Origin of the sequence: Nodularia harveyana UHCC-0300, assembly GCF_034931085.1 — a bacterium.
Classification (GTDB): domain Bacteria; phylum Cyanobacteriota; class Cyanobacteriia; order Cyanobacteriales; family Nostocaceae; genus Nodularia; species Nodularia harveyana.
On sequence record NZ_JAYGHG010000019.1, the window covers coordinates 21,196 to 43,776 of the forward strand.

The window sequence follows — 22,581 nt, forward strand, 5'->3', positions numbered from 1 at the left end:
ACTTACCCAATCGCTACCTCCAAGCGAGTTACAAAAACTTCTGTATGTAAGCGATTCTCGATTTCTGAGGTATCTGCCACTTCAAAAAATAGTTGCAACGCTTCCAGCAAATTATTTTTTGCTTCCTCTACTGAATCTCCCTGACTGGCAATGTCTAATTCTGGACACAACGATACATAACTATAATAATTAATTATTCCCCAGCAGATTGTATAATTGTTGTGTACAATTGGTCACTCACTCGGAAGTCAGCTTGCTCAATTAGTTGATCCATTAAAATTTTTACAGAAGGAACCAACATTTTTCGTTTCGCTTGCAATAAGATTCCTAATAACCCGGTTATTTGTAAACCATAGCTAGTTGCAACTATCCTACCTCGACGTTCATCCATTAATAGTAAATCAGCCTTCAGTTCCAGAGCTAAAACAATCGCTTCTGCTTCACCCAAATCAATATTTTCTTGGGTTTCTTGAATCAAGATTACTCTTTGAAAATCTACGACAGCCTGTTTTTGAATCCAAGGCAAAGTTTGTACCTCTACAGCACCAGGTACAATTTTATCTACCTTGACCATTTCATTATAAACGGCTGTAGGGATAACAATTCCAGTGTAAAGTTTTTGCAGTAAGTCTAGCTGATTGATTGCTGCTAAATTAGTAATTGGTGATGTATCACTGACAATAATCACAATAACCCCATTGATTCTAGGGTTTTAACATCTGATTGAAAATCTTCTACATCATAATTGATACAAAGTCCTCTCAAAGCAAGTTGATGTTGAAACTCAATTACTGTGAGTCCAGTCCAAGCACGAACTTTACCGCTACTAATTTTTCCTTGCTGATAAAGCATGATAGCGATTTCTAATTTTAGTTCACCTTCCGTCATTTTGCTGGCTCGGAGAATATCATCAGGTATTAAGACGCTCATGATCAAGTTTCCAGTTGTAATTTATATAATTTTAGGATAATTCATGGGGTAATAGATGGAATAGGTAGTATTAGGGTAGCGATCGCATTTTATGATTAATCTGAAAAAATTTCTAAAAATTGCGTGGCTGTAATAACATCAACTCCTCTAAAGGGATGAAGTTCTAATAAATCTTTATCTCCTGTAATGATATGAGTTGCATTACCATTAATAGCAACCTCCAGAAATTTGTCATCCTTTGGATCTCTACATTCTTTGATAATCTGATTTATTTCAATTTCTTCTGATTCAAATTTGAATTTAGCTAAAAATTGAGTACGAATACTCAGAGAAATATATTTATCGAATTTTGAGCGATTGAGAATTTCTTGCAATTCTTGAAAAGTCGCATCTGAAAATAAAATTATTCCTAAGCTTTTGGCTTTTTTAAATGCCACATCTGGAATAGATGATTTAATCAAGATAGCACTAACTAAAATGTTTGTATCAATAACAAACCGTAATTCATCCATTCTGAAGAATTTCATCTAAAATTTCTTGAGTCAATCCCCGGACTTTAGCTTGTTCTTGCATTTCTTCAATAATGTCATCTAGGGATTTATCTTGAATAATTAGTTTGAGCAAATCGTTAACAATAGTCTGAATTTTTTGCTGTTTTTGTGGTTCTGCTTCTTGATAAGCTTTAGCTACTTCCGCATCAACTTGAATTGCAATTGTTTCCATACTTTGATAGGAAAAATAAATTACATTTGCTTAATTATAGCATTCAACAGATGCAAGAGCAGTGATTGGATTACAGGAAGTGCGAAGCCCAAGCAGAAGTAGATGCACGTTGGCAGATGTATCAATTAGCACCTAAATTAGTAAGAGGTGTCGCTTTCAAATGTTGTCATTTGCTACACCGTATGTATATAAAATTATTATATCCAGTTTTCTGGCCTTTTTATATTCTCTGGTAATTTTGTTTTTGTATTACCTATAGCTGATTTAATTTGATCAAAAGTTAAGCCTTTAACGTTAAATAAGTCTGCATCACATAAATTAGTTTCCCATAAAATTGAATCCGTAAGATCAACTTCCTTAAATATTGCACCAGTAAAATTAGCTTTTAATAGATTTGCTTGACAGAATGTAACTCTAAATAAAATAGTTTTTGAAAAATTAGCTTGAATGAGATAACTATTTGAAAAATGAGTATTATCAAATTGAGCATCTGAAAAATCTGTTCCAGAAATATTTGAGTCAGCAAGAGTAGTTGATGTAAAAGTACATCTTTGAAATTCTGCCATAGAAAGATTAGCACCTCTCAAATCTGTCCCTGATACTTTAGCTTCATGAAGTTTAGCATTTACGAGTTGTGTACCCCTGAAAATAGCTCCAGAAAGATTAGCTTTTATAAGAATAGCGTTAGATAAATTAGCTAACCTAAAGTTAGCAAATTTGAGGTTGGCTTTTTCTAAGTTAATACCTTCTAAATCAGCATTCTCAACAGGTAATCCCTGAAGAGATAATCCATTTTTATTCAAATCTTCGATAGCTTGTAATCTTGCACTACTTCCTTTTTGACCATTAGCCATGTGTATCATTTGCCAAGACTGATACTGTTCCTGTTTTCTTCTAGTGGGTTCATCTTTAAGGTATTTAACAAGAGTAAAAATTCCCGTAAAAATAAATCCCTGTTGTAGTACAAAAAAGAAACCATTTCTAAATATTTCTAGTCTTTTATCAGAAGAAACGTCCTGAAACCACCACTGCCGCCACATAAGTATTGAAAACTTATTTTCAGGATAATCTGGTAAAGGCTGTGCATTACGTCTATAAATATTATAAAAATTTTTATAATCATAAAAAAGAATATCCAATTCTTTTGAATCTTGATGCAGTTTAAATTCACGTTTTAAAGGGTCAGGAATTGACCTTGCTTCTTTAAATCTTTTACGCATGTCTTGCAAAATCTTAGAATCTGAATCTAATTTATAAAAATTATCAATTCTTGGTTCTTCATAAGATAGAAAGAAACCTAACCATACAAAAAATATAAATCCAAGAGATGAGTATATCCAAACCCTTTTCTTATCTAGAAAAGTAATTTTATTTAAAAAAAATTCCTGATATTTAGTCAATGAGTATTTCATTGGAATCTACATATTAAACAATTAGACATACATTTTAAATTTTAATCTTAATTTAGCAGGTTTTAGTTATCCAATTTTACACCTATACCCAATCAAAAGTTTTACTAACCGCCTTCTTCCAAAGCCGATAACAACCTTCCCTCTCCACAGCATCCATATTCGGTTTCCAAGTCTCGTCTAAAAGCCAATTATCAGATAATTCCTCCAAACTTCCCCAAAAACCAGTCGCCAACCCAGCAGCATAAGCCGCCCCTAAAGCTGTAGTTTCTGCTACTTGGGGACGAATCACTGGCACACCTAACACATCACTCTGAAATTGCATCAGCAGGTTGTTGTAAACCATACCGCCATCTACCTTCAAAGCTGTTAAATTTACCTGCGCGTCTTCTCGCATCGCATCTAAAACCTCACGAGTCTGCCATGCTGTCGCTTCCAACACCGCACGGGCAATATGACCTTTATTTGTGTAGCGAGTCATACCTACGATCGCACCTCTAGCATCATTACGCCAATAGGGAGCAAATAACCCAGAAAAAGCAGGGACAAAATAAACACCACCGTTATCTGTAACTTTACTGGCTAATACTTCTACTTCTGCACTGGTTTGAATTAATCCCAAGTTGTCACGCAACCATTGCACCAAAGCCCCGGCGATCGCAATACTACCCTCCAAAGCATAAACTGTAGGAGCATCACCCAACTTGTAAGCTACCGTTGTCAATAAACCATGTTGGGAAAATACCTTTTCCTCTCCAGTATTCAGCAGCATAAAGCAGCCAGTACCATAGGTATTTTTGGCTTCACCCACCTGAAAACAAGTTTGTCCAATTAATGCAGCTTGTTGATCACCTAAATCCGCCGCAATGGGAACACCTGCTAAAATACCCGTAGCTTTGCCATAAATAGCTGACGAAGGATGAATTTCTGGGAGCATTTGCCGAGGAATCCCCATAATTTCCAATATTTCCTCTTCCCAGTTGAGTGTATCTAAATTCATCAATAAAGTACGACTAGCATTAGTCACATCGGTAATGTGCAAACCGCCTTCTGTACCACCCGTTAAATGCCAAATCAAAAAAGTGTCAATTGTGCCAAAAAGAGCGTTACCATTTTCGGCAGCAGCTTTTAATCCTGGGACATTTTCCAGTAACCATTTAATTCTGGGTGCGCTGAAATAGGTAGCCAGTGGTAAACCTGTCGTCGAGCGAAAACCGTCTATACCAAAATCTTTTGCGAGTTGATTACAGATATTATCAGTTCTGGTATCTTGCCAAACAATGGCATTGTAATAAGGTTCGCCTGTTTTCTGATCCCAGATTACGATTGTTTCACGCTGATTTGTAATGCCAACGGCTGTAATCTCTGCGACAGTAATATTACCCTGCTCTAAAGCATCCTTAATTACAGCTTGAGTACATAACCAAATTTCCTTGGGGTCGTGTTCCACCCAACCAGGCTGAGGATAAATCTGCTGATGTTCTTTTTGAGCATAGCCAGCAACTTTACCTTGCTTGTCAAAGATCATGAAGCGGGTGCTAGTTGTTCCTTGGTCGATAGCAGCTACATATTTGGTCATGGTTTCTGTTATTTCATGATCTTGAAAAACTTTCTTAATACCATCTCACTCAACGGCATTGATAACATTAAAGTAACACTCTGCGTAACTTTGCGTTCAAAAACTCATCGAAAATCTGAAGATACTCCTGACCACCAACATCTCATAAATAAGTAGAGAGTATCTTTCCTGATATATGCGATCTATTATTTATCCGGATTAACTCAAAAACCGATGAATAAGAATTTAGATCAAATCTCCATGCTTAAAACTTATGGATATTCCCCAGCGCGTATCAATTCGCTACAAAGATACGTCCTACAACGCTAATGAGATACGTTTAAAAGTCTTCCGTCTTGGGTTCCAAATCTGGGAGGAACAAACTAAAGCTAGACAAACAGAAATGTATGATTTTGTCTTCTCTTCTTTGAAACAGATAGACCGTCAGGATCGTTATATGTTTTCTTTACTGTTTGTTGAATTAGCAGAAATGATCCGCAACTCTCAGCTAGACAGAAATATGAAAGAAGTCTTAATTGAAACTGCTTTTCGTGAGTTTGCTTACGCCTTAGCAGATTTTCAAGACGGGGGGAAATAACCAGTTTAGGATTTAAAAATAAATTTGGTTCGTAGTTGGAGAGTCATCTTGAGCAGGTTTTAAAGATGATCTAGCCCTAACTACGAACTTTTTTTATTCATAACTAATCCAGTCACTCCAACTGCCAGCATACAGTTTTCCTGTGTGAATGTTGGCTAGTTCTAAAGAAAGTAAATTTACGCAAGCAGTGACACCGGAACCACAATAAACGATGATTTCCTCTGCTGTTTGCAGTTTTTCCCATCTTTGACTGTGCTGTAAAGCGGAAACAAGATTACCAGAAGAGTCGGTAATTTCTTGCCAAGGATAGTTAATAGCACCGGGAATATGACCAGCTATTTTATCTATTGGTTCTCGTTCTCCTCGGTAGCGATCGCTTTCTCTGGAATCTACTAAAGCTATTTGCGGTAAATCTTTACGGGTTTTTACGGTTGCAAAATCTACTACCATTTCTGGGTTTAATTGGGGAATAAAATTACCAATTTTCGGGGGCGAAATGACATCTGTAGTCGGATAACCAGCTTTTTCCCATGCTGCAAATCCTCCATCTAATACGACTACTTGCTGATGTCCGAGATAGCGTAATAACCACCATAAACGAGACGCAAAGGCCAAGCGGGAATCATCATAAGCAACTACTAAAGTTTTTTGGGAATCCACACCCATCGCTGATAACTTCTGCGCTAATTGATTAACATCAGGTAAAGGATGTCTACCGCCATGTTTACCCACAGGACTGGAAAGATCCTGATTTAAATCAAGATAATAGGCATTTTGAATATGACTGGTTTGGTATTGTTGTTTTCCTAGTTGTGGATCAGCAAGAGAAAAGCGACAATCGACAATGACGACCTGTGAATCCTGAAGATGTTGAAAAAGCCAAGTTGGGGAAACAACAATTTGGGTATTATTCATGAAAATTGCTATGAGAGAGTTATAAAAATTGATACCGTAAGTCACAGGATATGGTTCTTTTTGCTTTGTCTCGGAAGAGTTTGGCGAAATGTTTCATAGCCATTTTGGAGCGAAACAAGAGCATTTTTGTAAGTTTGCTCTTCCGACTCAATTAGCGAAACCTGCCCAAAAACCAGTTTTGCGGCTATTTATATATTTGTTATGGACTAGGATACAATACAGCCGCCGCTTTGTAGACAATTTGGGCGATGAATCCCTAACGTGAGTTAGAATTAATTGGTTTAGAACTAAATCTAGATTTCCCACAAGCGGCGATCGCTGATTGGACAATTGGAACGATGAATACATACACCGAAATTCTATCCCAACTGACATTTGAGCAGTAAGTACCAATACCGCTCATACAAGCATAATTACTAATTAGTAAGGTAAAAGCATACATAAGTTTTCATAATTTAAATTACTAAATGTAAAATTTGCATTCTAAATAATAATAATTATTGTATTTTCTTAATATGTGACATTTTTACGGGACTGATGTCAGCAATGAATTCCCATTGTCAAAGTTAGCAGATTTTCCTTTAAACTCGTATCAAGTAAACCCTTTATTAAAACATATCTAAATAGCAGTTGGTGGGATGAAAAGTGATATTAATTATGGTTATGATACTTTCTTATCTGTAACTTCAGAAGCGACAGTTTCGAGAAAAGTCAACCAGCTTGATGCAGAAGTGGGAAGAGTTTTAGTTGTTGACGACCATACCACCAGTCGGATCACTGCTGTTGCTCTCTTATTGGTGGAAGGATACGAAGTCATTGAGGCGGAAAATGGTCCGACTGCTTTAATGATGGTAAAACAAAAACCACCAGATTTAATTTTGCTGGATGTGATGATGCCAGGTATGGATGGGTTTGAAGTCTGTCAGCGACTCAAGGAGGATGAACAAACTAGACTTATCCCAGTAATATTTGTTACAGCTTTAAATGATCGGCGATCGCGCATCCGAGGTATAGAAGTAGGAGGGGATGATTTTCTCAGCAAACCTTTTGACAGTTTAGAACTAACAGCCCGTGTCAAGTCTTTAGTACATCAGAAGCGTTTAAATGAAGACTTAGACCATGCGGAAAAAGTCCTATTTTCTATTGCTAGAGCCATTGAAAGTCGTGATCCTAACACTGGTGATCACTGCGAACGCCTAGTCAAAATGGGACAGGGTTTTGGTGAATACCTCCATCTCTCACGCCACCGAATTAGAGATCTAATGTGGGGTGGTTATCTCCATGATATTGGTAAGGTGGGTATTCCTGACTCAGTGCTACTGAAAAAGGGCAAACTCACCCCCGAAGATTGGAAGATTATGAAGCAGCACGTTTTAATTGGCGAACAAATCTGCTTACCACTCCGTAGTATGCAGGGTGTGATTCCCATTATTCGCCATCACCATGAGCGCTGGGATGGATCAGGTTATCCAGATGGACTGAAAGGTGATGAGATTCCCTACCTAGCCCAAGTATTTCAGATAATTGATATTTACGATGCTCTGACTAGCGAACGACCTTATAAAAAAGCCTTCACGATAGAAGCAGCAATATCTTTAATTCAGCAAGAAACCGATTTAGGTTGGCGCAATCCGGAACTTGTACAGCAGTTTATTGACTTTATTCACAGTTGATTCTCCGATGGCTGGGAAATGTTGGTCTAGGTGCGATTAACTGCTATGATTTGAGCCTAAATATAACTAGGACTTACGCATAATCTACGTTTTCTTGGCGTTCTTGGCGGCTTGGCGGTTAGATAAATCAATATTTTTGGCAATTGTTGCGTAAGTCCTAATAACAAAAGATCAGGCTCGAAAAGATAGTTTATTCATAGCTGATAGCTAAATTATGGTAGTTGTAGCAATTTTAGCGGCGGGACGCGGTACGAGGATGAGATCACACCTACCCAAGGTTTTACATTCTTTGGGTGGGCGATCGCTAGTTGAGAGAGTTCTTGACAGTGTAGAAACCCTTTCACCTTCACGGCGGATGCTGATTGTGGGATATCAAGCAGAAACCGTGAAAACAGCCATGCAATCCCCTAACTTGGAGTTTGTCGAACAAACTGAACAACTGGGTACAGGTCATGCCATCCAGCAATTATTACCCCACTTGGAGGGTTACACAGGAGATTTGCTAGTACTAAATGGCGATGTCCCGTTATTACGCAGCGAAACCCTCACAGAACTACTACAAACTCACCAAGCAAATCAGAACGCCGCCACTATTCTCACTTCACACGTACCTGAACCCAAAGGCTATGGGCGGGTTTTTTGTAATAGTGACAATGTAGTGCAGCAAATTGTGGAACACAAAGATTGTACTGCGGCTCAAATAGAAAATCATCGAATTAACGCCGGAGTTTACTGCTTTTGTTGGCAGAAATTAGCCCAAATTTTGCCCCACTTACAGGCAAATAATGCTCAGAAAGAATATTACCTTACCGATGCTGTTACCCAAGTCGGTAAAGTCATGGCTATGGATGTGGAAGATTACCAAGAAATTCTGGGGATTAATGATCGCTTGCAATTAGCAACGGCGGACGAGATTTTACAAAAACGTGTTAAAGAAAAATGGATGATGGCTGGTGTGACTCTCATCGACCCCAACAGCATTACCATTGATGACACCGTAGAATTACAGCCAGATGTAATTATTCAACCTCAAACTCACCTGCGGGGAAATACTACTATTCAAACTGGTAGTTGCATTGGTCCAGGGAGTTTAATTGAAAATAGCCAATTGGGTGAAAACGTCACGGTGCTATATTCTGTAGTCACAGATAGCATTGTCCAGTCAGGTAGCCGCATTGGCCCTTATGCTCATTTACGTGGTCATGCTGTAGTAGGTGCTAATTGCCGTGTGGGTAATTTTGTAGAGTTGAAAAATACGCAATTAGGCGATCGCACCAACGCCGCACATCTATCATACTTGGGTGATACTGTTACCGGGAACAAAGTAAATATTGGTGCAGGTACAATTACTGCCAACTATGACGGCGTGAAAAAACATCCTACCCACATTGGCGATCGCACCAAAACCGGTTCCAACAGTGTTTTAGTAGCACCAGTGACTTTAGGTGATGATGTTTATGTAGCCGCAGGTTCAACTGTCACCGAAGATGTCCCGGATAACTCCTTAGTAATTGCCCGTAGTCGTCAAGTAGTCAAACCAGATTGGCAGCAGCCAAAACCTGAAAATTCCTGAGTGCTGAGTGCTGAGATCATGATCTTCACTCAGCGCACCCCAGCGTTAACCTCAGCGTGACTCTGCGTTCAAACAGCCCACTAATTCGCCATTATTCCATTCCAAAGTATCACCAATGGCTGTACCATCGTGGTAAGCAGCAAGTAACACCTGACTAGTCTTACCCCATGATATCGCTCCAGAGGCATCTAAAGCGATCGCACCCAAATCGCGCTGATGTTTACTAGCTTCCATAAAAGAGCGCTCCATCGCATCCTTGAGCGACATTCCATCAGTTACCCGGATGACAACCTTGGCAGCTAAACATTCATCAATGATATCTTCCCCAATACCAGTACAGCTAACCCCGGCATTTCGAGTTGCATAATTACCTGCCGGCATAGCAGAATCACTGACTCTACCAATGCGTTCAAAACCTTTACCCCCTGTAGAAGTTCCAGCCGCCAACCGCCCACAGGCATCTAAAACCACCACACCAATAGTACCGCGCCCAGCATTGCTAGTTTCCACCACTTCCGGTTCCGCTACCACCCCAGCCATTGTGCTTTTAAAATCATCTTGGCGCTCTTGCATCCATTCCTGTAATCTTAAATCAGTTAAAGGATTGAATAAAGGAACTTGTAATTCCCTGGCCAGTTCAGCTGCACCGTGATCAGAAAGTACCCGATCAGCCGCACTTTGTAAAAAGTGTACCAACTCAATGGGATTTTTAACCCGCGAAATATTAATCACACCACTAAAACGCCCTGATGTGCCATCCATCAAAGAAGCACTCATGCGGACTTGACCATCAGATTGTAGTACTGAACCAGTACCAGCATTAAAGCGGGGATCATTTTCTAACATTTGGCAACCCAGCAACACCGCCTCAGATGCAGTTGCGCCAGACAATAGAAGAGAATAAACTGCCTCCACCACCTTATATAAAGAACGCCGTACCGCTTCTAATCCTCCCTTACCGTGGAGAGAACTACCAGCTCCTCCATGAATAATTACTTTAGGTTGCACCTGTAAATTCATTATCTATAATCCTTGTATTTTTTGCGTCTCATTTGTAGTTAATTTCCCGAATCTTTAGAAGAGTCGTCAGCCTAGACTCTACTTCTTCCCAGTCCCCAGTCACTGAATCTCAGAACGGCGACGGCGACAGCGTTCCGAGCAGTATTTTACTTCCTCCCAACAATCTTGCCATTTTTTCCGCCAAGTGAAGGGACGTTGACACACCGGACAAATTTTTGTAGGTAGGTCTGATTTAGACCGAACTCGTCCCATAATAAATACCCGACAGATGTGAATTTTCTGTTTGAGAGCAATGGAAAATTATTATAACGAGTTTGCGCTAAAAGCAGGATAATTTAAATTCCACTATTCAGGGAAAAATTTTTCCAATTAGTTAGGTGTCGTATTTTTTGGTAGCTAAGGGCAAAAGTAAGCGGCTAACTACTCGACTATCCGGTAACTGATAGATATGTAACTCTCCTCCTAATTGCTGCATGAGGTTTTGGCAAATCAATAAATGTAAGCCTGGAGGTTTATCCAGAAACGAGAGAGCGAGGACATCTTTGGATTTACTGCGATCTAATTCTGCCAGTAGCTGTGAGTCAATGATGCCATTATCTGTAATCGATAACTCTAATAATTTCTCATCTAATCGGCGACACCAGATATCAATTCTGCCTCCCTCTTGAGAACGGTGACAGGCAAAAACTAATAATTCGTGGAGAATTAATTCAAATTTGACAATATCACCAGAAATGGCCATTGAGGAAGGGGAACTTGAGGCTTTAATGCTTTGCAGGAATGAGGAATTTTGTATTGGTTCTGGTTCTGCGCCCGATTTTCCTAAACCATGCACACCCACCCATAATTTGTGATGCTTAAATAAAATTTCTACTCCTTCGAGCGATCGCTTGAGTAAACTGGAGATATTCATAGTCTCCGCACTCTTATGTAAGTTCCATTTTTCCAGTTTGAGTAATCCAGTCATGGAGGCATTTGTCTGGTCTAACTGCCGCAATAGTAACTGGTAACGTGTGCGAGTTAAATCATTACTAGGAATACCCAAATCATGTATTTGTCCCAGTAACTGGGTTGTTGTTCTTTGAATTTCCTCAAGACGGCTATGTTTATACCAATTCAGTTGTTGTAATTCCAGGCTCCTAGATTCTAAAAGTTGGGTAAGTTGTTGTTGACGACGTGACCAAGCGAATTGAGTTAGCAGAGTTTGTGTCGCATCGAGACTTCGCTGTGACCATTGACGTTCCCAATAGTCTGCTATCACCACCACGGCTGTGGGTTCATAACTAGCGGTACGTAATGCAATAATTAAAATTTGACCAATTCCTGAACCATTCAACCATATTCTGGTTTCTGGTGTTAAATCATTGAAGGTGAAACTGAGGTAAGAATTACGCGAAATCGCCCACTGAATCAGAGTTTCTGATTGAATATTTATTCTTGCATTTGTAACAATTGTAAATTTATTATCAATGATGGGATTGACTATAATTTCGGCATTAGTTTCACCAGCACGCCAAGATAACATGAAGACCAAGGGGCATCCAATTACAGATTGGATTTTTTCCAAGAAAGTCAGTTCTAGAGCATTAGCATCGGTAGCGGTTGTTTGACCCGGATCGCTGTGTTCCAGAATGCGCAAACATTCCTGAACGCTTTGCAGTACCTTTTGTTGCCGCTCGTTCTCATGTCGCAGTTGCCATTGTTGAACAATTACACCAATCTGTTGACTAACAACCCACAGTAATTCTTTTTCTAAGGTTGACCAAGTGTGATAACTTTCGTGAGTGATTAGGAGCAGGACTGTTGGGGCGTGACCTTGTTTGCAATTACAAATTAACAGCGATCGCACACCATTTTCTACCAGAGAATCTCGCCAATTAAAAAACCGCAAATCTTCATCTAACTTCTCTATATCTATTGCACCTTGAGCATACCTTAATAAAGAACTATCCACTGCTGTCAGATCATAGAAAGGGAATGTTAAAGGTCGCCGATTATGAGGGTGGCTTTGGTAAATAACTTGATAATTATTTTGATCGGGATCGGATTGTAATAGTAAAAAGCGGGTAGCTGTTAGCCTAGCTAAAACTTGCGATGCACAGGATCTGATAATTTCGTCAAATTCCTCTTGGTAATAAATAGCTTGAGCAATTTGGCTAGTCAGATGGGTGTCATCTTGAATTTGTTGGATGGTAGTTTCCATGCTCTCTATGGGAGCAACTAAAGAAATTAGTCCCGCCGCACTTTGAACAAAGTTTTTATCCGCCTCAGCCCAAATGCGTGGTTCATTACCTTCGACAGCCAAAAAACCTAGTAGATCATTTTTCCAGATAATCGGAGCGGCTAATAGCGATCGCACCCCTAAACGTCGTAATAATTTGGCTGTAAAATGGCTTTTGAGAGAACTACGTGCATCACCAATCCAGACAATTTGATTCACTGACAAAGCATAATATAATTCGCTCAACTCCTGCACAGTCATCCCTACTGCTGGTTTGTCATCAGCAGAACTACGACCAATATTCACCAGATGATTGCTCATCCGACACCAAAAATAACGCCCTTGTCTGTCAAACCAATAAATATTTGTACGACTGGGAGCAACAAATGCATGAGTTTCCTCTACTACCCCTTTCAGCCTTTGATCTAAATTATTGAGAGTGCGGATATTTTCTAGTAATTTTAATAATGCTTCATCAGGGTGTTTGGTTTGCTGTTGTTTTAAATCTATCTCTTTCTGATAAAGGACTGCCCCTAGTGTATCTAAAACTATGCTTAATCTGGTTTTTGCATTTCCTGGGAGTAAGTAACCCCAACGTTCTGAACCGAGTAAGAGTAAACCTAAAAACCGATTTTTATGGCGAATTGGCCAAAAAATTGTTCCCTGGATATTAATTTTTTTAGCAAATTCTTGCCACGTAGCGGCACGGGGTTCGTTCCGTAAATCAACTACACCTAATGGTCCTTGTTCAATAACTACCTGCTCTAATATGTCACCTGGATTCAGAATCACCTGTTTATATAAAAAATTCGTGTCTTTATTAGGTGTAATACCACCTTTACCTAATAGTGTGTGTTTAAGACGATTGTAAAGTGCAACCCAAATCAAATTGTAGTCAAATTGATCTTGAATATACGAAATCGTGGTTGAAATCAGAACGTCAACATCATCCTCTTCTCTCAATTGTTGGAGGACGTTGCACAAGGCCAGAATCTGTTGTTCGTCGGTGAAAGATTTTTGTGGCTGCCCCATCTGAATTATTTATCAACTTAGCTTGTAATATATTAAAATACCCAGAAAAGCATCCTGAATCGAAATAAGTACGGATAATTGCTGCAAATACTGGGTAAATTTACATGGATATTTATCAATTTGCCATTCGTCCCATCTTATTTAATTTTCTCAAAGCAGATCCAGAGTGGTTACATCAGCAAACCATCGGGAGTTTAAACTGGCTATCACAAACCAGTAATCCTTCTGCTCATTGGGTAAATCAACGTTTACAGAACTCCTTGTGTCTCAAAGACCCACGCTTAGAACAAAATTTGTTTGGCCTCAAATTTCCCAATCCTTTAGGACTAGCAGCTGGTTTTGATAAAGATGGAGTTGCTGCCAATATGTGGTCTAGTTTGGGTTTTGGGTTTGCAGAACTAGGAACAGTCACCTTTGTCCCACAACCAGGAAACCCTCGCCCCCGCTTATTTCGCTTACCATTGGATCAAGCTGCTCTTAATCGTATGGGTTTTAATAATAGCGGAGCGCCAGCAATGGCTGCTAGGTTAGCACCAGATCAACAACAGTCAGCCTACTCTATACCCATAGGTATAAATTTGGGTAAGTCTAAGGTTACACCTTTGGATGCAGCCGCAGAAGATTATCTTAACAGTTTTCGCTTACTCAAACACTTAGGAGACTATTTTGTTGTTAATGTCTCTTCTCCCAATACTCCAGGGTTGCGATCGCTCCAAGATGCTACTATGCTCAGTTCTATCCTGGATTTATTACAACAAGAAAACGATTCACAAAAACCGATTTTTGTCAAAATTGCCCCAGATTTAGAATGGGAGGCGATCGCTGACATTATTACTTTAGCCAAAGATTATCAGCTAGCTGGAATTATTGCTACTAACACCACCATCAGCCGTGACGGACTGCAAACTCAAATCATTAACCAAACAGGCAAATCACCCCAGGAGGAAGCAGGTGGGATTAGTGGTGCGCCTTTACGCCATCGCTCTACTGAGGTGATTCGGTTTATTTGGCAGCAAACCCAAGGACAAATCCCCATTATTGGAGTGGGGGGTATTTTTACCGCAGAAGATGCTTGGGAAAAAATTACTGCTGGTGCTAGTTTAATTCAAGTCTACACAGGCTGGGTTTACCAAGGCCCGATGATGGTACGCCAAATTCTCGCCGGTTTGCTTTTACAACTGGAAAAAAATCAGTTAAATTCCATCACCGAAGCCATAGGTAGAGAATCAAAAATTAAAAATTAGGAATTCACAATTTTTCATTTTCTTCCAGTGGGAAAAACTCCTTAGTTTTTTCCGAGTATGTCCAGGCGATACCATCAGGATCTTTGTGACGACACCACTCAGGAAACTCTGGATCATTGCGCCGTTTGTATACTGTGCTGGAATATACATTCAATCGCTTGGCTAATTCCGACTGAATCAGAGAACCAAACATTAACTGCTGTTCTAGCGATCGCTTAATTTCTGGCTCAGTTTCTGGCGGTGCTGCTTCAGTTTCCGTCTCTGAATCTACAGGCTGGACTTTTGGTGGTGCTAAGAGCGATCGCCCGGTTTTACTTACAGAATGAGATGGTAGCTCTTCAATTGGTTCACTACTATCCAGGATACTGCCCAGAATACTAGCAGTCATAAAGTAATAAACCTCACCCCCTGCTTCTGCTGTTTCTATACTTCCACCGAATTCACTCGCCTTAGTATCTAAATAGCGTTTTGCCCTTGTCCCAGGAAAATTGCCCCTCATTGCCAAATCCATTGGCGTAATCTTACCTTGAGTTTCCCCAATCATTTGATGGAAAACTGGATTAACTTCCTGACACCACTGTTGCCATTGGTATTGTTGCCAAACCTTGATACCACTGACCAGCATCAGGATAACCAATAAAATTTTCCAGGTAGAAACCAAGAAAATAATCAAAAACGAGATTGGCAAAAGTATAACGAGAAACCCTTTCCCGTCGCTTTCTATTATTTTTTCACTCATGCCGATTATTGCCAATAAAATTTTTGGGAAATAATACTACTATCTTGGCAAAAATTTGCACATTTTTTTGTATCGTTTGGCAAAGTTATCGCAAATTCCCTCACAGAAAAACTAGGGAGGAGTGTCAAAGATGCAGAAGTGAAGTTTTGTACCAATCCCTAAACTTGTCGTTGGCAAAGCAACAAACCAAACCACTGGTTAGGATCAGTCCACACATTCAAAGGCACTAAACCCATTGCGGCGAGTTGCTGTTGAATAATATTTAGATCAAATTTGCGAGAAATTTCCGTGTGGATAGTTTCCCCCGCCGCAAAATCCACCTTGAGGTTAAGAGCGGCTAATTCCACAGATTGCGATCGCAAACTGCGTACATAGGACTCAATTTGATTTTCTGTTTCGTTATAAAACGTCCAATGCTCAAACTGCGTTGTATCAAAATTTCCCTGAAATCGCTGATTTAAATGAGTCAAAATATTTAAATTAAACGCCGCCGTCACACCTTGACTATCGTCATAAGCAGGTTCCAATATATGTTTTGGCTTTTGTAAATCTATTCCCAATAAGAAATACTCACCCACTTCCAGAGAATTTGTAATTTGAGATAGAAAAATATCACACTCTTGGGGTTTGAGATTACCTAAAGTACTGCCAATAAAAGCAATCATCCGACTAGGTAATTCCGATGGCAAGATTTTTGCCAAGGCTAACTCGTAGGTTCCAGCCAGTGCATGAACTTTTAACGACGGATAATCTGCTAGTAATTGCCTAGCACTAGTTTCTAAAATCCCTGCACTCACATCAATAGGGACGTACAGCATGGGATAGCCTAGCTGCTCATAGGCATCTAGAATAATTCTAGTTTTAGTAGAACTACCACTGCCCAGTTCTACCAATTCACAGGGTCCAGTTATACGGGCAATTTCACCAGCATACTGTTGTAAAATTTTTGTTTCTGTCCGTGTCGGGTAATATTCTGGTAATTCACAGATTTGCTCAAATAACTCAGAGCCACGATCATCATAAAGGTATTTAGTGGGAAGAGTTTTGGGTGTTTGAGTTAATCCCTGAATCACATCAGATCCGGAATTAAGTGTGGCGATTTCATTTACTGAAACCAAATTCTCTATCTGCAAGCGCTCTTCAATGCTTGTTGAGGACGCAACTTTGGTAATAGCAGCTTTAGACATTGAGATTTAACCTCCATTGTGTAAATTGATATAAATCAAGAAAAAAGGATATGTATTTTCCGGGCCAAGAAACCCTAATTGCCAAACACATTGTCTTAGCTCATAACATCACACCTGAGATAGATATATGCAGATTTTTAGATACCCTGAATGATCTTCTCATAAAAATGAATGCCGAGTATTTTTTAATCAGCATCCTCTTCGGTATAGATGAGATTCAAAGTGTCTTAGCACAGCGAAATCCCGCAAATATTTGCCGGATATTAGGATAATACCAATTACGAAAACTAGTACGTAGTCCCCAATGACGTGTAGCCCAACTCCCGCCTTTGAGAACACGGTGCTGATGGTCAAAATAAACTTGGGAATAACCAATGTAAGGGTAACTTTGGAAACCATCGTAAGCATCAAACCAGGAATCAGTCCACTCCCAGACATTACCTAGAGTATCGTATAAGCCGTATGCACTTTGTCCGGCTGGATAGGCGTTGACTGGTGTCGTCTGACCAACGAGGCGATCGCAATTACAATATTCAGCAGTTACGGATTCATCCCCCCAAGGATAAATGCGACGACAACCAGCCTTTGCATCCCAACTCGCCGCCTTTTCCCACTCAGCTTCTGTAGGTAGTCGCTTCCCCACAAATTGCGAATATGCTTCCGCCTCATACCAACTCACACCACAAACAGGGTGATTATCCCAACGGACATCCCCAGACCAGTAAAGTGGTGTAAATACTGCCTCAGTTTGTCGCCATTTCCACCCATCCCCAGACCACCACTGAGAATCTTCGTAACCTCCAGCCTCAATAAATAAACGATACTGTCCACAAGTCACAGGATATCGGTCAATACAATAAGCATCTAAATATACCTTATGCGCAGGTCGCTCATTATCCATAGCATATATATCATCACTTCCCTGTTCAAATTCACCAGAGGGGATAAGAATCATCTCCGTCACATTCGTGACAGCAGAGATATCACCTATCTTCCCCCCCATCCCTTCCGTCTTCCACTGTTCCCGCTTAATCAATTCCAGCACAAAGCTAATAATTTCACAGTGTTGGCTTTCATGCTGAATTAAAAAGCCCCAAAGACGTTCTTCCTCTTCAATATCAACCAATTCTAGACGTTCCAAAACCTGCTTTCTCACCGTATCCAAGTAATAAAGCGTTTCCTGTAAATGAGGTAACTGGACACGTTTTGATTTAGGTAAACCATCAGCCGCAAATAACTTTCGGTATTGAGGGAACGAACAAGGCAAACCAGCACTATGTTCTAGTAACCATAAAGACTCAGTATAGCCAATATGCCCCAAATGCCAACCCACAGGACTAAAATCAGGATGAGGCTGACTACAAAATGTAGATTCATCCATACCCTCAAACAACTTCCAGGTTTTCTGACGGCATTCAACCAAAGCGTTAAAAACAGACTCTTTCACACTAGATTGGTATAGTCTGGATATCACAGTCTCCTCCCACAATGATCATGCTATTTTCTGGACAAGCAGTCCAATTACCAGTAAATAACGGTTCAGAGGCAATAATTACAGATTTGGGAAAATTTTTATGATTTTTCAGCCAATATAGTGAAGGCGCAGGCGCATGGGTAGAAAAGCGCGAAGCAATCAGACGATTTCCATCACTAAAAACAATATTTGCAGAAGCTTTCACCTCATGGTGCTTTGCCATTTCTAATAAAATAACTAATGTATTGCGTAAAGCATCTTCTCGAGAACAATCTTGGTTAATTTGAATCTGAGAAAGTAGCAGCGCAAAGATGTGTTCCGAATCAGTAATCCCATTAATTTGTTCGTAAAAATCAGGAGTTAATAGGCCACGGATTTTTCTGTGTAGTGATTTACGAAAATTCTCAATATATCCATTATGAATAAATAGCTGTTGTTGATAGTTAAACGGCTGACAATTAGCAAAATCTAAAGCTTGTCCAGGTGTAGCACTACGAATATAAGCCAATACACATTTAGATTCTACATAACGACTAATCTGAGGCAGATTTAAATCATTCCAAATAGGTAATGTATTTCTGTAGGTAAATGGGTCTGTATTTTTTTGAGTATGATACCAACCCACCCCAAAACCATCTGCATTCACAACACCAGAAGTCATTTCACGGGGTTGGTAACTCTGAACTATCAAAGAATGTTCAGGTTTATACAGAATATCTTCTAAACTAACAGGCGCACCCAGATAAGCAAGTAAACGACACATACAAAAATATTATCAACAAAAAAAACTAAAAACTAAATCCCTTAAACATCTGAATTTATCGGCATTTATTGGCGTTTCTCTGCGGTTAATTATTCTTACCTTCTATTCAGTGAAAAACAGATTTGCACAGCCATAAATCATCTGCTTGCAATTAATAGCGAATACGCGGATCAACATAAGCATTGAGAATATCAATCAAAATACTCGCAGTCACCACAATCGCCCCAAAAAATACTAAAACTCCTTGTACAGTGGGATAATCACGGTCAGAAATAGCTTGATATAAGCGATTTGCTAAACCAGGCCAAGAAAAAGTCACCTCAGTTAAAATTGCGCCCCCCAGCAGAGATGCAAAAGTTAATCCTAACACCGTAATTACTGGAATTAAGGCATTTTTTAAAGCATGGGCGACTAAAATTTTATTTTCAGCGATTCCTCTAGCTCTCGCGGCTTCTACATAATCTCCTTTCAGAGTTTCTTTTAAATTTACCCGCACAATGCGTTCAAAAATTCCACTCAATAAGATTCCTAGAGTAAGACTAGGGAGAGCTAAATGATGTAAAGATATGAAAAACTGAATTAAATTGCCAGTAAGCAAGCTATCAATGGTATATAGTCCAGTGATAGATGCAGGAATCGGAAGATTAGGCGGAAAACGATTAGAACTAGGAAACCAACCTAATTGCACAGAGAAAATTAGCTGTAAAAGCATTCCAGCCCAAAACATCGGGAGTGCGTAGGTAATAATACCAAATAATCGCCCCCCAATATCAAAATAAGTACCGGGACGAGAAGCTGAAAGAGTACCAGCCAGGATACCAACAATTAGGGCTACAGCCATACTTGATACTGCTAACTCTACAGTGGCGGGGAAATACTGACCAATGATTTCCCAAACAGACTGTCCTCGACTGGTTAAAGAACTTCCCAAATCAAAGCGCAGTATGTTTCCCAGATAATTTAAATATTGTAACCATAGAGGAAGATTTAAACCTAGTTGTTGGCGTAACTCTTCCTTAGCAGCCTCTGGCGCACGTCCGCCCAGAATTGCATCTGCGGGATCTCCTGGCGTAGCTCGTAGTAATAAAAATACAATAGTAATAATAGTCAACAATTGTAGTGGAGCCAGAAGTAATCGAGAAGCAATGTAATATTGTAAAGCTTTAGAACGAGACATATTTTAATTCGTAGTTCGTAGTTCGTAGTTCGTAGTTCGTAGTTCGTAATTCGTAATTCGTAGTTTAATACTTTTCTTTCTTAGTGTACTTTGTGTCCTTCTCCCAAGGGGAGACGCTATGCGAATGCGGTTCGTTACTCATACATAATTAACTCAGTGCATCATCAATAAAATCAAATAACTTATTAAAGTTATGGGGTGCGTTAGTTGGTAACATAACTCACCCCATTGGCTTTTAGATAATCAAATTTGATAACTGTTAACTGTTAACTGTTAACTGTTTTCTTGATAGTTTTATAAATCAAATTCTGAGTGGGGTCAAGTTGTACATTATTCACACCATTTTGAGCAAATACATAATCTTTGGTTTGCCATAAAGGGATATAAGGCACATCATTAGCTACTTGTTTTTCAATTTCTGTGAAAATTTTCTGACGTGCTTCTGGATTTTGCTCTTGGCGTTCTTGAGCAATTAGTTTATTGATGGCTTCGCTATAGTAGAATGAACCCTGACTTTTACTACCACCTTCTTCGCAGCCTTGAGCATTAGAACCTTTTTCACAGGATAAGAATGGCTGCACATAATTATCGGGATCTAAAAAGTCTGGATACCAGTCAAGCAAAGCTGCTGGATATATACCCCTGGAGATGTCTTTAAAGAAGGTAGCACTTTCTACATTTTTTATTTCTAGTTGTAACATTCCTGCCATTTCTTGATCAGCCAGAGATTTGAGGGTTTGTGCTGCTAAACTTCGACTAGCTGAACTAGAAGGATACCAGATTTGCACTTTGGCGGGGTTTTCTTGAGAGAAGCCGGCCTGAGTTAATAGTTCTTTGGCTTGATCAAAGTTAGCATCGCCATATTTTTCTTTAAATAATGGTTGGGAAACTTTAAAGGTGTTAGGAATCATGCTATAAAGTGGATCAGCTTGACCAAGTAAAACCCGTTCATTGATCAGTTGACGGTCGATCATAGCGGCGATCGCAGCTCGAACTTCTGGTTGATCTAAAGGCTGCTGATTCCGGTTCAAGACCATGTAACTCACAACGCTACCCTGAGCCGTAATTGCTTGCCAATCGCCGTTTTTAGCTCCTGATTCTAAACTGCGGATTTGGTCTGGTTGTAGAGATAAATACGCTACATCTACTGTACCTGTACGAAAAGCATTAAACAAATTCACAGGGCTAGTTTGAATCTGCACATTAACGCCCTGATTAGCTGGTTTGTCTCCCCAATATTTGTCAAATACATCCAATCGCAATGAATCTGTGCCATACTGCTCTAACTTGTAAGGGCCAGTCCCTACAAAGGTATTAGGCTGGAATTTCCCCGCCCCAATTTCGTAAGCTGTGGGTGACACTGCACACACCCCAGTAAATGCTAACAGTGAGGGAAATGCTGCAAATGGTGTTTTTAACTGAATTGTTAATTCGTATTCATCTGTGGCTTTGACTGAATCCACTGTGTCTGATAATAAGAAGGAGGGTTTTCCCTTATTCTCAATAAAGCGCTGAATGCTAAACTCCATTGCTTTGGCATTGAAAGGAGTCTCATCGTGGAAAACTACTCCCTGACGCAAAGGGATGGTGTAAGTTAAACCATCAGCACTGACTTCGGGTAATGCTGTTGCCAATTGGGGTTTAATTTCGGTGCTACCTGGTTCATAAGTGTACAGGCGATCGCTCATATTTAACACCAAACCCAAAGAAGCCAACTCGTAGGTATCAGCTGGATCAAGGGTTCTAGGTTTTAAAGTTGTACCTACAGTAATCCGACCATCACCCGTACCAGATGATAAATTCGTTGTCTGCTGGCTAGGGGCGCAACTCACAACCAAAAGTAAACACAGACAAAACAATGATAAAAATTGGGGAATCCCACGCCATCGTTTTGCAGTCAAGGAAAAACAGTCCATATTGTTCGGATTTTTCAACTTAGCAGTCAGCTATCATACTATAGATATGTGGCTGTAACACTTAAACATTCGCAACACACTGGTACAGAACAGCAGAAATCAACAGATGATTCAAAATTGATGAAAAGCCTAGATCATCAGCATTTTGAATTGTGTTCGGGCATATTGCAACTGACATGATCTCATATTTGAACACCACGAAAATAGAAAATCATTAATTAGACCTGCGACGTATATTTTTATCACCAATATATATCTTTCGTTAGAAGGATAATTTTGTTTTTTTAGATAGAGTTTATTTGTAATCTCAGGAAATTAATTGGCTCAAATATAGTGACAGTTTTGGCAGATTTCATCACTAAATAATAATTCTATTTATTGAGATTATGAATCTCAGTTAAAAATAAATTCAGTTTTTCAAAAAAATAG

The 22,581-nt window shown here is 39.6% G+C and carries 21 protein-coding genes and 1 pseudogene; 5 read left to right on the forward strand and 17 right to left on the reverse strand.

Annotated features, from left to right (window positions below; all coding sequences use genetic code 11):
• Window positions 1-2 precede the first annotated feature (2 nt).
• From VB620_RS12395 to glpK, 7 genes are all read right to left on the reverse strand, one after another.
• A complete protein-coding gene (locus VB620_RS12395; RefSeq protein ID WP_323196461.1) occupies window positions 3-170 on the reverse strand; it encodes a type II toxin-antitoxin system HicB family antitoxin in 168 nt (55 codons plus the stop codon).
• A 23-nt stretch (window positions 171-193) separates the two neighbouring features.
• Window positions 194-688, reverse strand: a complete 495-nt coding sequence (locus VB620_RS12400; protein WP_323196462.1) for a DUF3368 domain-containing protein — start codon at window positions 686-688, stop codon at window positions 194-196.
• Complete coding sequence (locus VB620_RS12405) at window positions 685-930, reverse strand: UPF0175 family protein (protein ID WP_323196463.1); 246 nt, start codon at window positions 928-930, stop codon at window positions 685-687. The genes VB620_RS12400 and VB620_RS12405 overlap by 4 nt, the downstream gene beginning before the upstream one ends.
• 95 nt (window positions 931-1,025) lie before the next feature.
• A complete protein-coding gene (locus VB620_RS12410; RefSeq protein ID WP_323196464.1) occupies window positions 1,026-1,442 on the reverse strand; it encodes a putative toxin-antitoxin system toxin component, PIN family in 417 nt (138 codons plus the stop codon).
• Entirely contained in the window at window positions 1,435-1,653 is a 219-nt protein-coding gene (locus tag VB620_RS12415; RefSeq protein ID WP_193999245.1) for a hypothetical protein, read from the reverse strand. Before VB620_RS12415 ends, VB620_RS12410 begins: the two co-directional genes overlap by 8 nt.
• Window positions 1,654-1,850: 197 nt before the next feature.
• Window positions 1,851-3,053: a pentapeptide repeat-containing protein gene (locus VB620_RS12420; RefSeq protein WP_323196465.1), complete on the reverse strand. Its 1,203-nt coding sequence runs from the start codon at window positions 3,051-3,053 to the stop codon at window positions 1,851-1,853.
• 94 nt (window positions 3,054-3,147) lie between these two features.
• Window positions 3,148-4,641 carry a glycerol kinase GlpK gene (gene glpK, locus VB620_RS12425; protein ID WP_323196466.1) on the reverse strand — a complete coding sequence of 498 codons (1,494 nt, stop codon included), beginning with the start codon at window positions 4,639-4,641 and terminating at the stop codon, window positions 3,148-3,150.
• Window positions 4,642-4,894: 253 nt separating this feature from the next.
• On the opposite strand from glpK, the gene VB620_RS12430 reads away from it, so the two are divergent.
• The gene (locus VB620_RS12430) at window positions 4,895-5,218 is read left to right on the forward strand and encodes a hypothetical protein (RefSeq protein ID WP_323196467.1); all 324 of its coding nucleotides are present in this window, start codon (window positions 4,895-4,897) and stop codon (window positions 5,216-5,218) included.
• A 93-nt stretch (window positions 5,219-5,311) separates the two neighbouring features.
• On the opposite strand, the gene VB620_RS12435 is transcribed toward VB620_RS12430, so the two are convergent.
• The gene (locus VB620_RS12435) at window positions 5,312-6,133 is read right to left on the reverse strand and encodes a sulfurtransferase (RefSeq protein WP_323196468.1); all 822 of its coding nucleotides are present in this window, start codon (window positions 6,131-6,133) and stop codon (window positions 5,312-5,314) included.
• A 40-nt stretch (window positions 6,134-6,173) separates the two neighbouring features.
• Here VB620_RS12435 and VB620_RS20880 point away from each other — a divergent pair.
• The 3 genes and pseudogenes from VB620_RS20880 to glmU form a co-directional block, all read left to right on the forward strand.
• Window positions 6,174-6,516: pseudogene (locus VB620_RS20880) on the forward strand (hypothetical protein); the annotation flags it as partial.
• 255 nt (window positions 6,517-6,771) lie between these two features.
• Window positions 6,772-7,806 carry a response regulator gene (locus VB620_RS12445; RefSeq protein WP_323196470.1) on the forward strand — a complete coding sequence of 345 codons (1,035 nt, stop codon included), beginning with the start codon at window positions 6,772-6,774 and terminating at the stop codon, window positions 7,804-7,806.
• A gap of 214 nt (window positions 7,807-8,020) precedes the next feature.
• Window positions 8,021-9,379 (forward strand): bifunctional UDP-N-acetylglucosamine diphosphorylase/glucosamine-1-phosphate N-acetyltransferase GlmU, encoded by a 1,359-nt coding sequence (gene glmU, locus VB620_RS12450; protein ID WP_323196471.1) that lies wholly within the window; start codon window positions 8,021-8,023, stop codon window positions 9,377-9,379.
• Window positions 9,380-9,430: 51 nt separating this feature from the next.
• Here the strand turns inward: glmU and VB620_RS12455 are convergent, their stop codons facing one another.
• The 3 genes from VB620_RS12455 to VB620_RS12465 form a co-directional block, all read right to left on the reverse strand.
• Window positions 9,431-10,399 (reverse strand): isoaspartyl peptidase/L-asparaginase, encoded by a 969-nt coding sequence (locus VB620_RS12455; RefSeq protein ID WP_323196472.1) that lies wholly within the window; start codon window positions 10,397-10,399, stop codon window positions 9,431-9,433.
• Between the two features lie 99 nt (window positions 10,400-10,498).
• Entirely contained in the window at window positions 10,499-10,651 is a 153-nt protein-coding gene (locus VB620_RS12460) for a DUF2256 domain-containing protein (RefSeq protein ID WP_323196473.1), read from the reverse strand.
• A 121-nt stretch (window positions 10,652-10,772) separates the two neighbouring features.
• Window positions 10,773-13,652 (reverse strand): sensor histidine kinase, encoded by a 2,880-nt coding sequence (locus VB620_RS12465; RefSeq protein WP_323196474.1) that lies wholly within the window; start codon window positions 13,650-13,652, stop codon window positions 10,773-10,775.
• A gap of 104 nt (window positions 13,653-13,756) precedes the next feature.
• Here VB620_RS12465 and VB620_RS12470 point away from each other — a divergent pair, with 104 nt between their 5' ends.
• The gene (locus VB620_RS12470) at window positions 13,757-14,896 is read left to right on the forward strand and encodes a quinone-dependent dihydroorotate dehydrogenase (RefSeq protein ID WP_323196475.1); all 1,140 of its coding nucleotides are present in this window, start codon (window positions 13,757-13,759) and stop codon (window positions 14,894-14,896) included.
• 4 nt (window positions 14,897-14,900) lie between these two features.
• On the opposite strand, the gene VB620_RS12475 is transcribed toward VB620_RS12470, so the two are convergent.
• From VB620_RS12475 to VB620_RS12500, 6 genes are all read right to left on the reverse strand, one after another.
• A complete protein-coding gene (locus VB620_RS12475) occupies window positions 14,901-15,635 on the reverse strand; it encodes a hypothetical protein (RefSeq protein ID WP_323196476.1) in 735 nt (244 codons plus the stop codon).
• 158 nt (window positions 15,636-15,793) lie between these two features.
• On the reverse strand, window positions 15,794-16,822 hold the full coding sequence (gene egtD, locus VB620_RS12480; RefSeq protein WP_407674206.1) for an L-histidine N(alpha)-methyltransferase: 1,029 nt from the start codon (window positions 16,820-16,822) through the stop codon (window positions 15,794-15,796).
• A 217-nt stretch (window positions 16,823-17,039) separates the two neighbouring features.
• Window positions 17,040-18,296 (reverse strand): ergothioneine biosynthesis protein EgtB, encoded by a 1,257-nt coding sequence (egtB, locus tag VB620_RS12485; protein WP_323196477.1) that lies wholly within the window; start codon window positions 18,294-18,296, stop codon window positions 17,040-17,042.
• Complete coding sequence (egtC, locus tag VB620_RS12490; RefSeq protein ID WP_323196478.1) at window positions 18,271-19,059, reverse strand: ergothioneine biosynthesis protein EgtC; 789 nt, start codon at window positions 19,057-19,059, stop codon at window positions 18,271-18,273. The genes egtB and egtC overlap by 26 nt, the downstream gene beginning before the upstream one ends.
• A 151-nt stretch (window positions 19,060-19,210) precedes the next feature.
• Window positions 19,211-20,236 (reverse strand): ABC transporter permease, encoded by a 1,026-nt coding sequence (locus tag VB620_RS12495; RefSeq protein ID WP_323196479.1) that lies wholly within the window; start codon window positions 20,234-20,236, stop codon window positions 19,211-19,213.
• Window positions 20,237-20,502: 266 nt separating this feature from the next.
• Complete coding sequence (locus VB620_RS12500; RefSeq protein WP_323196480.1) at window positions 20,503-22,152, reverse strand: ABC transporter substrate-binding protein; 1,650 nt, start codon at window positions 22,150-22,152, stop codon at window positions 20,503-20,505.
• Between the last annotated feature and the right edge of the window lie 429 nt (window positions 22,153-22,581).

Coding starts and splice junctions, on each gene's coding strand:
- VB620_RS12465 (WP_323196474.1), bottom strand. CDS start 13,652: ATGGGGCAGCCACAAAAATCTTTCACCGACGAACAACAGATTCTGGCC.
- VB620_RS12455 (WP_323196472.1), bottom strand. CDS start 10,399: ATGAATTTACAGGTGCAACCTAAAGTAATTATTCATGGAGGAGCTGGT.
- VB620_RS12405 (WP_323196463.1), bottom strand. CDS start 930: ATGAGCGTCTTAATACCTGATGATATTCTCCGAGCCAGCAAAATGACG.
- VB620_RS12430 (WP_323196467.1), top strand. CDS start 4,895: ATGGATATTCCCCAGCGCGTATCAATTCGCTACAAAGATACGTCCTAC.
- VB620_RS12475 (WP_323196476.1), bottom strand. CDS start 15,635: ATGAGTGAAAAAATAATAGAAAGCGACGGGAAAGGGTTTCTCGTTATA.
- egtD (WP_407674206.1), bottom strand. CDS start 16,822: ATGTCTAAAGCTGCTATTACCAAAGTTGCGTCCTCAACAAGCATTGAA.
- VB620_RS12495 (WP_323196479.1), bottom strand. CDS start 20,236: ATGTCTCGTTCTAAAGCTTTACAATATTACATTGCTTCTCGATTACTT.
- VB620_RS12410 (WP_323196464.1), bottom strand. CDS start 1,442: ATGGATGAATTACGGTTTGTTATTGATACAAACATTTTAGTTAGTGCT.
- VB620_RS12500 (WP_323196480.1), bottom strand. CDS start 22,152: ATGGACTGTTTTTCCTTGACTGCAAAACGATGGCGTGGGATTCCCCAA.
- glmU (WP_323196471.1), top strand. CDS start 8,021: ATGGTAGTTGTAGCAATTTTAGCGGCGGGACGCGGTACGAGGATGAGA.
- VB620_RS12445 (WP_323196470.1), top strand. CDS start 6,772: ATGAAAAGTGATATTAATTATGGTTATGATACTTTCTTATCTGTAACT.
- egtC (WP_323196478.1), bottom strand. CDS start 19,059: ATGTGTCGTTTACTTGCTTATCTGGGTGCGCCTGTTAGTTTAGAAGAT.
- glpK (WP_323196466.1), bottom strand. CDS start 4,641: ATGACCAAATATGTAGCTGCTATCGACCAAGGAACAACTAGCACCCGC.
- VB620_RS12435 (WP_323196468.1), bottom strand. CDS start 6,133: ATGAATAATACCCAAATTGTTGTTTCCCCAACTTGGCTTTTTCAACAT.
- VB620_RS12470 (WP_323196475.1), top strand. CDS start 13,757: ATGGATATTTATCAATTTGCCATTCGTCCCATCTTATTTAATTTTCTC.
- VB620_RS12415 (WP_193999245.1), bottom strand. CDS start 1,653: ATGGAAACAATTGCAATTCAAGTTGATGCGGAAGTAGCTAAAGCTTAT.
- VB620_RS12460 (WP_323196473.1), bottom strand. CDS start 10,651: ATGGGACGAGTTCGGTCTAAATCAGACCTACCTACAAAAATTTGTCCG.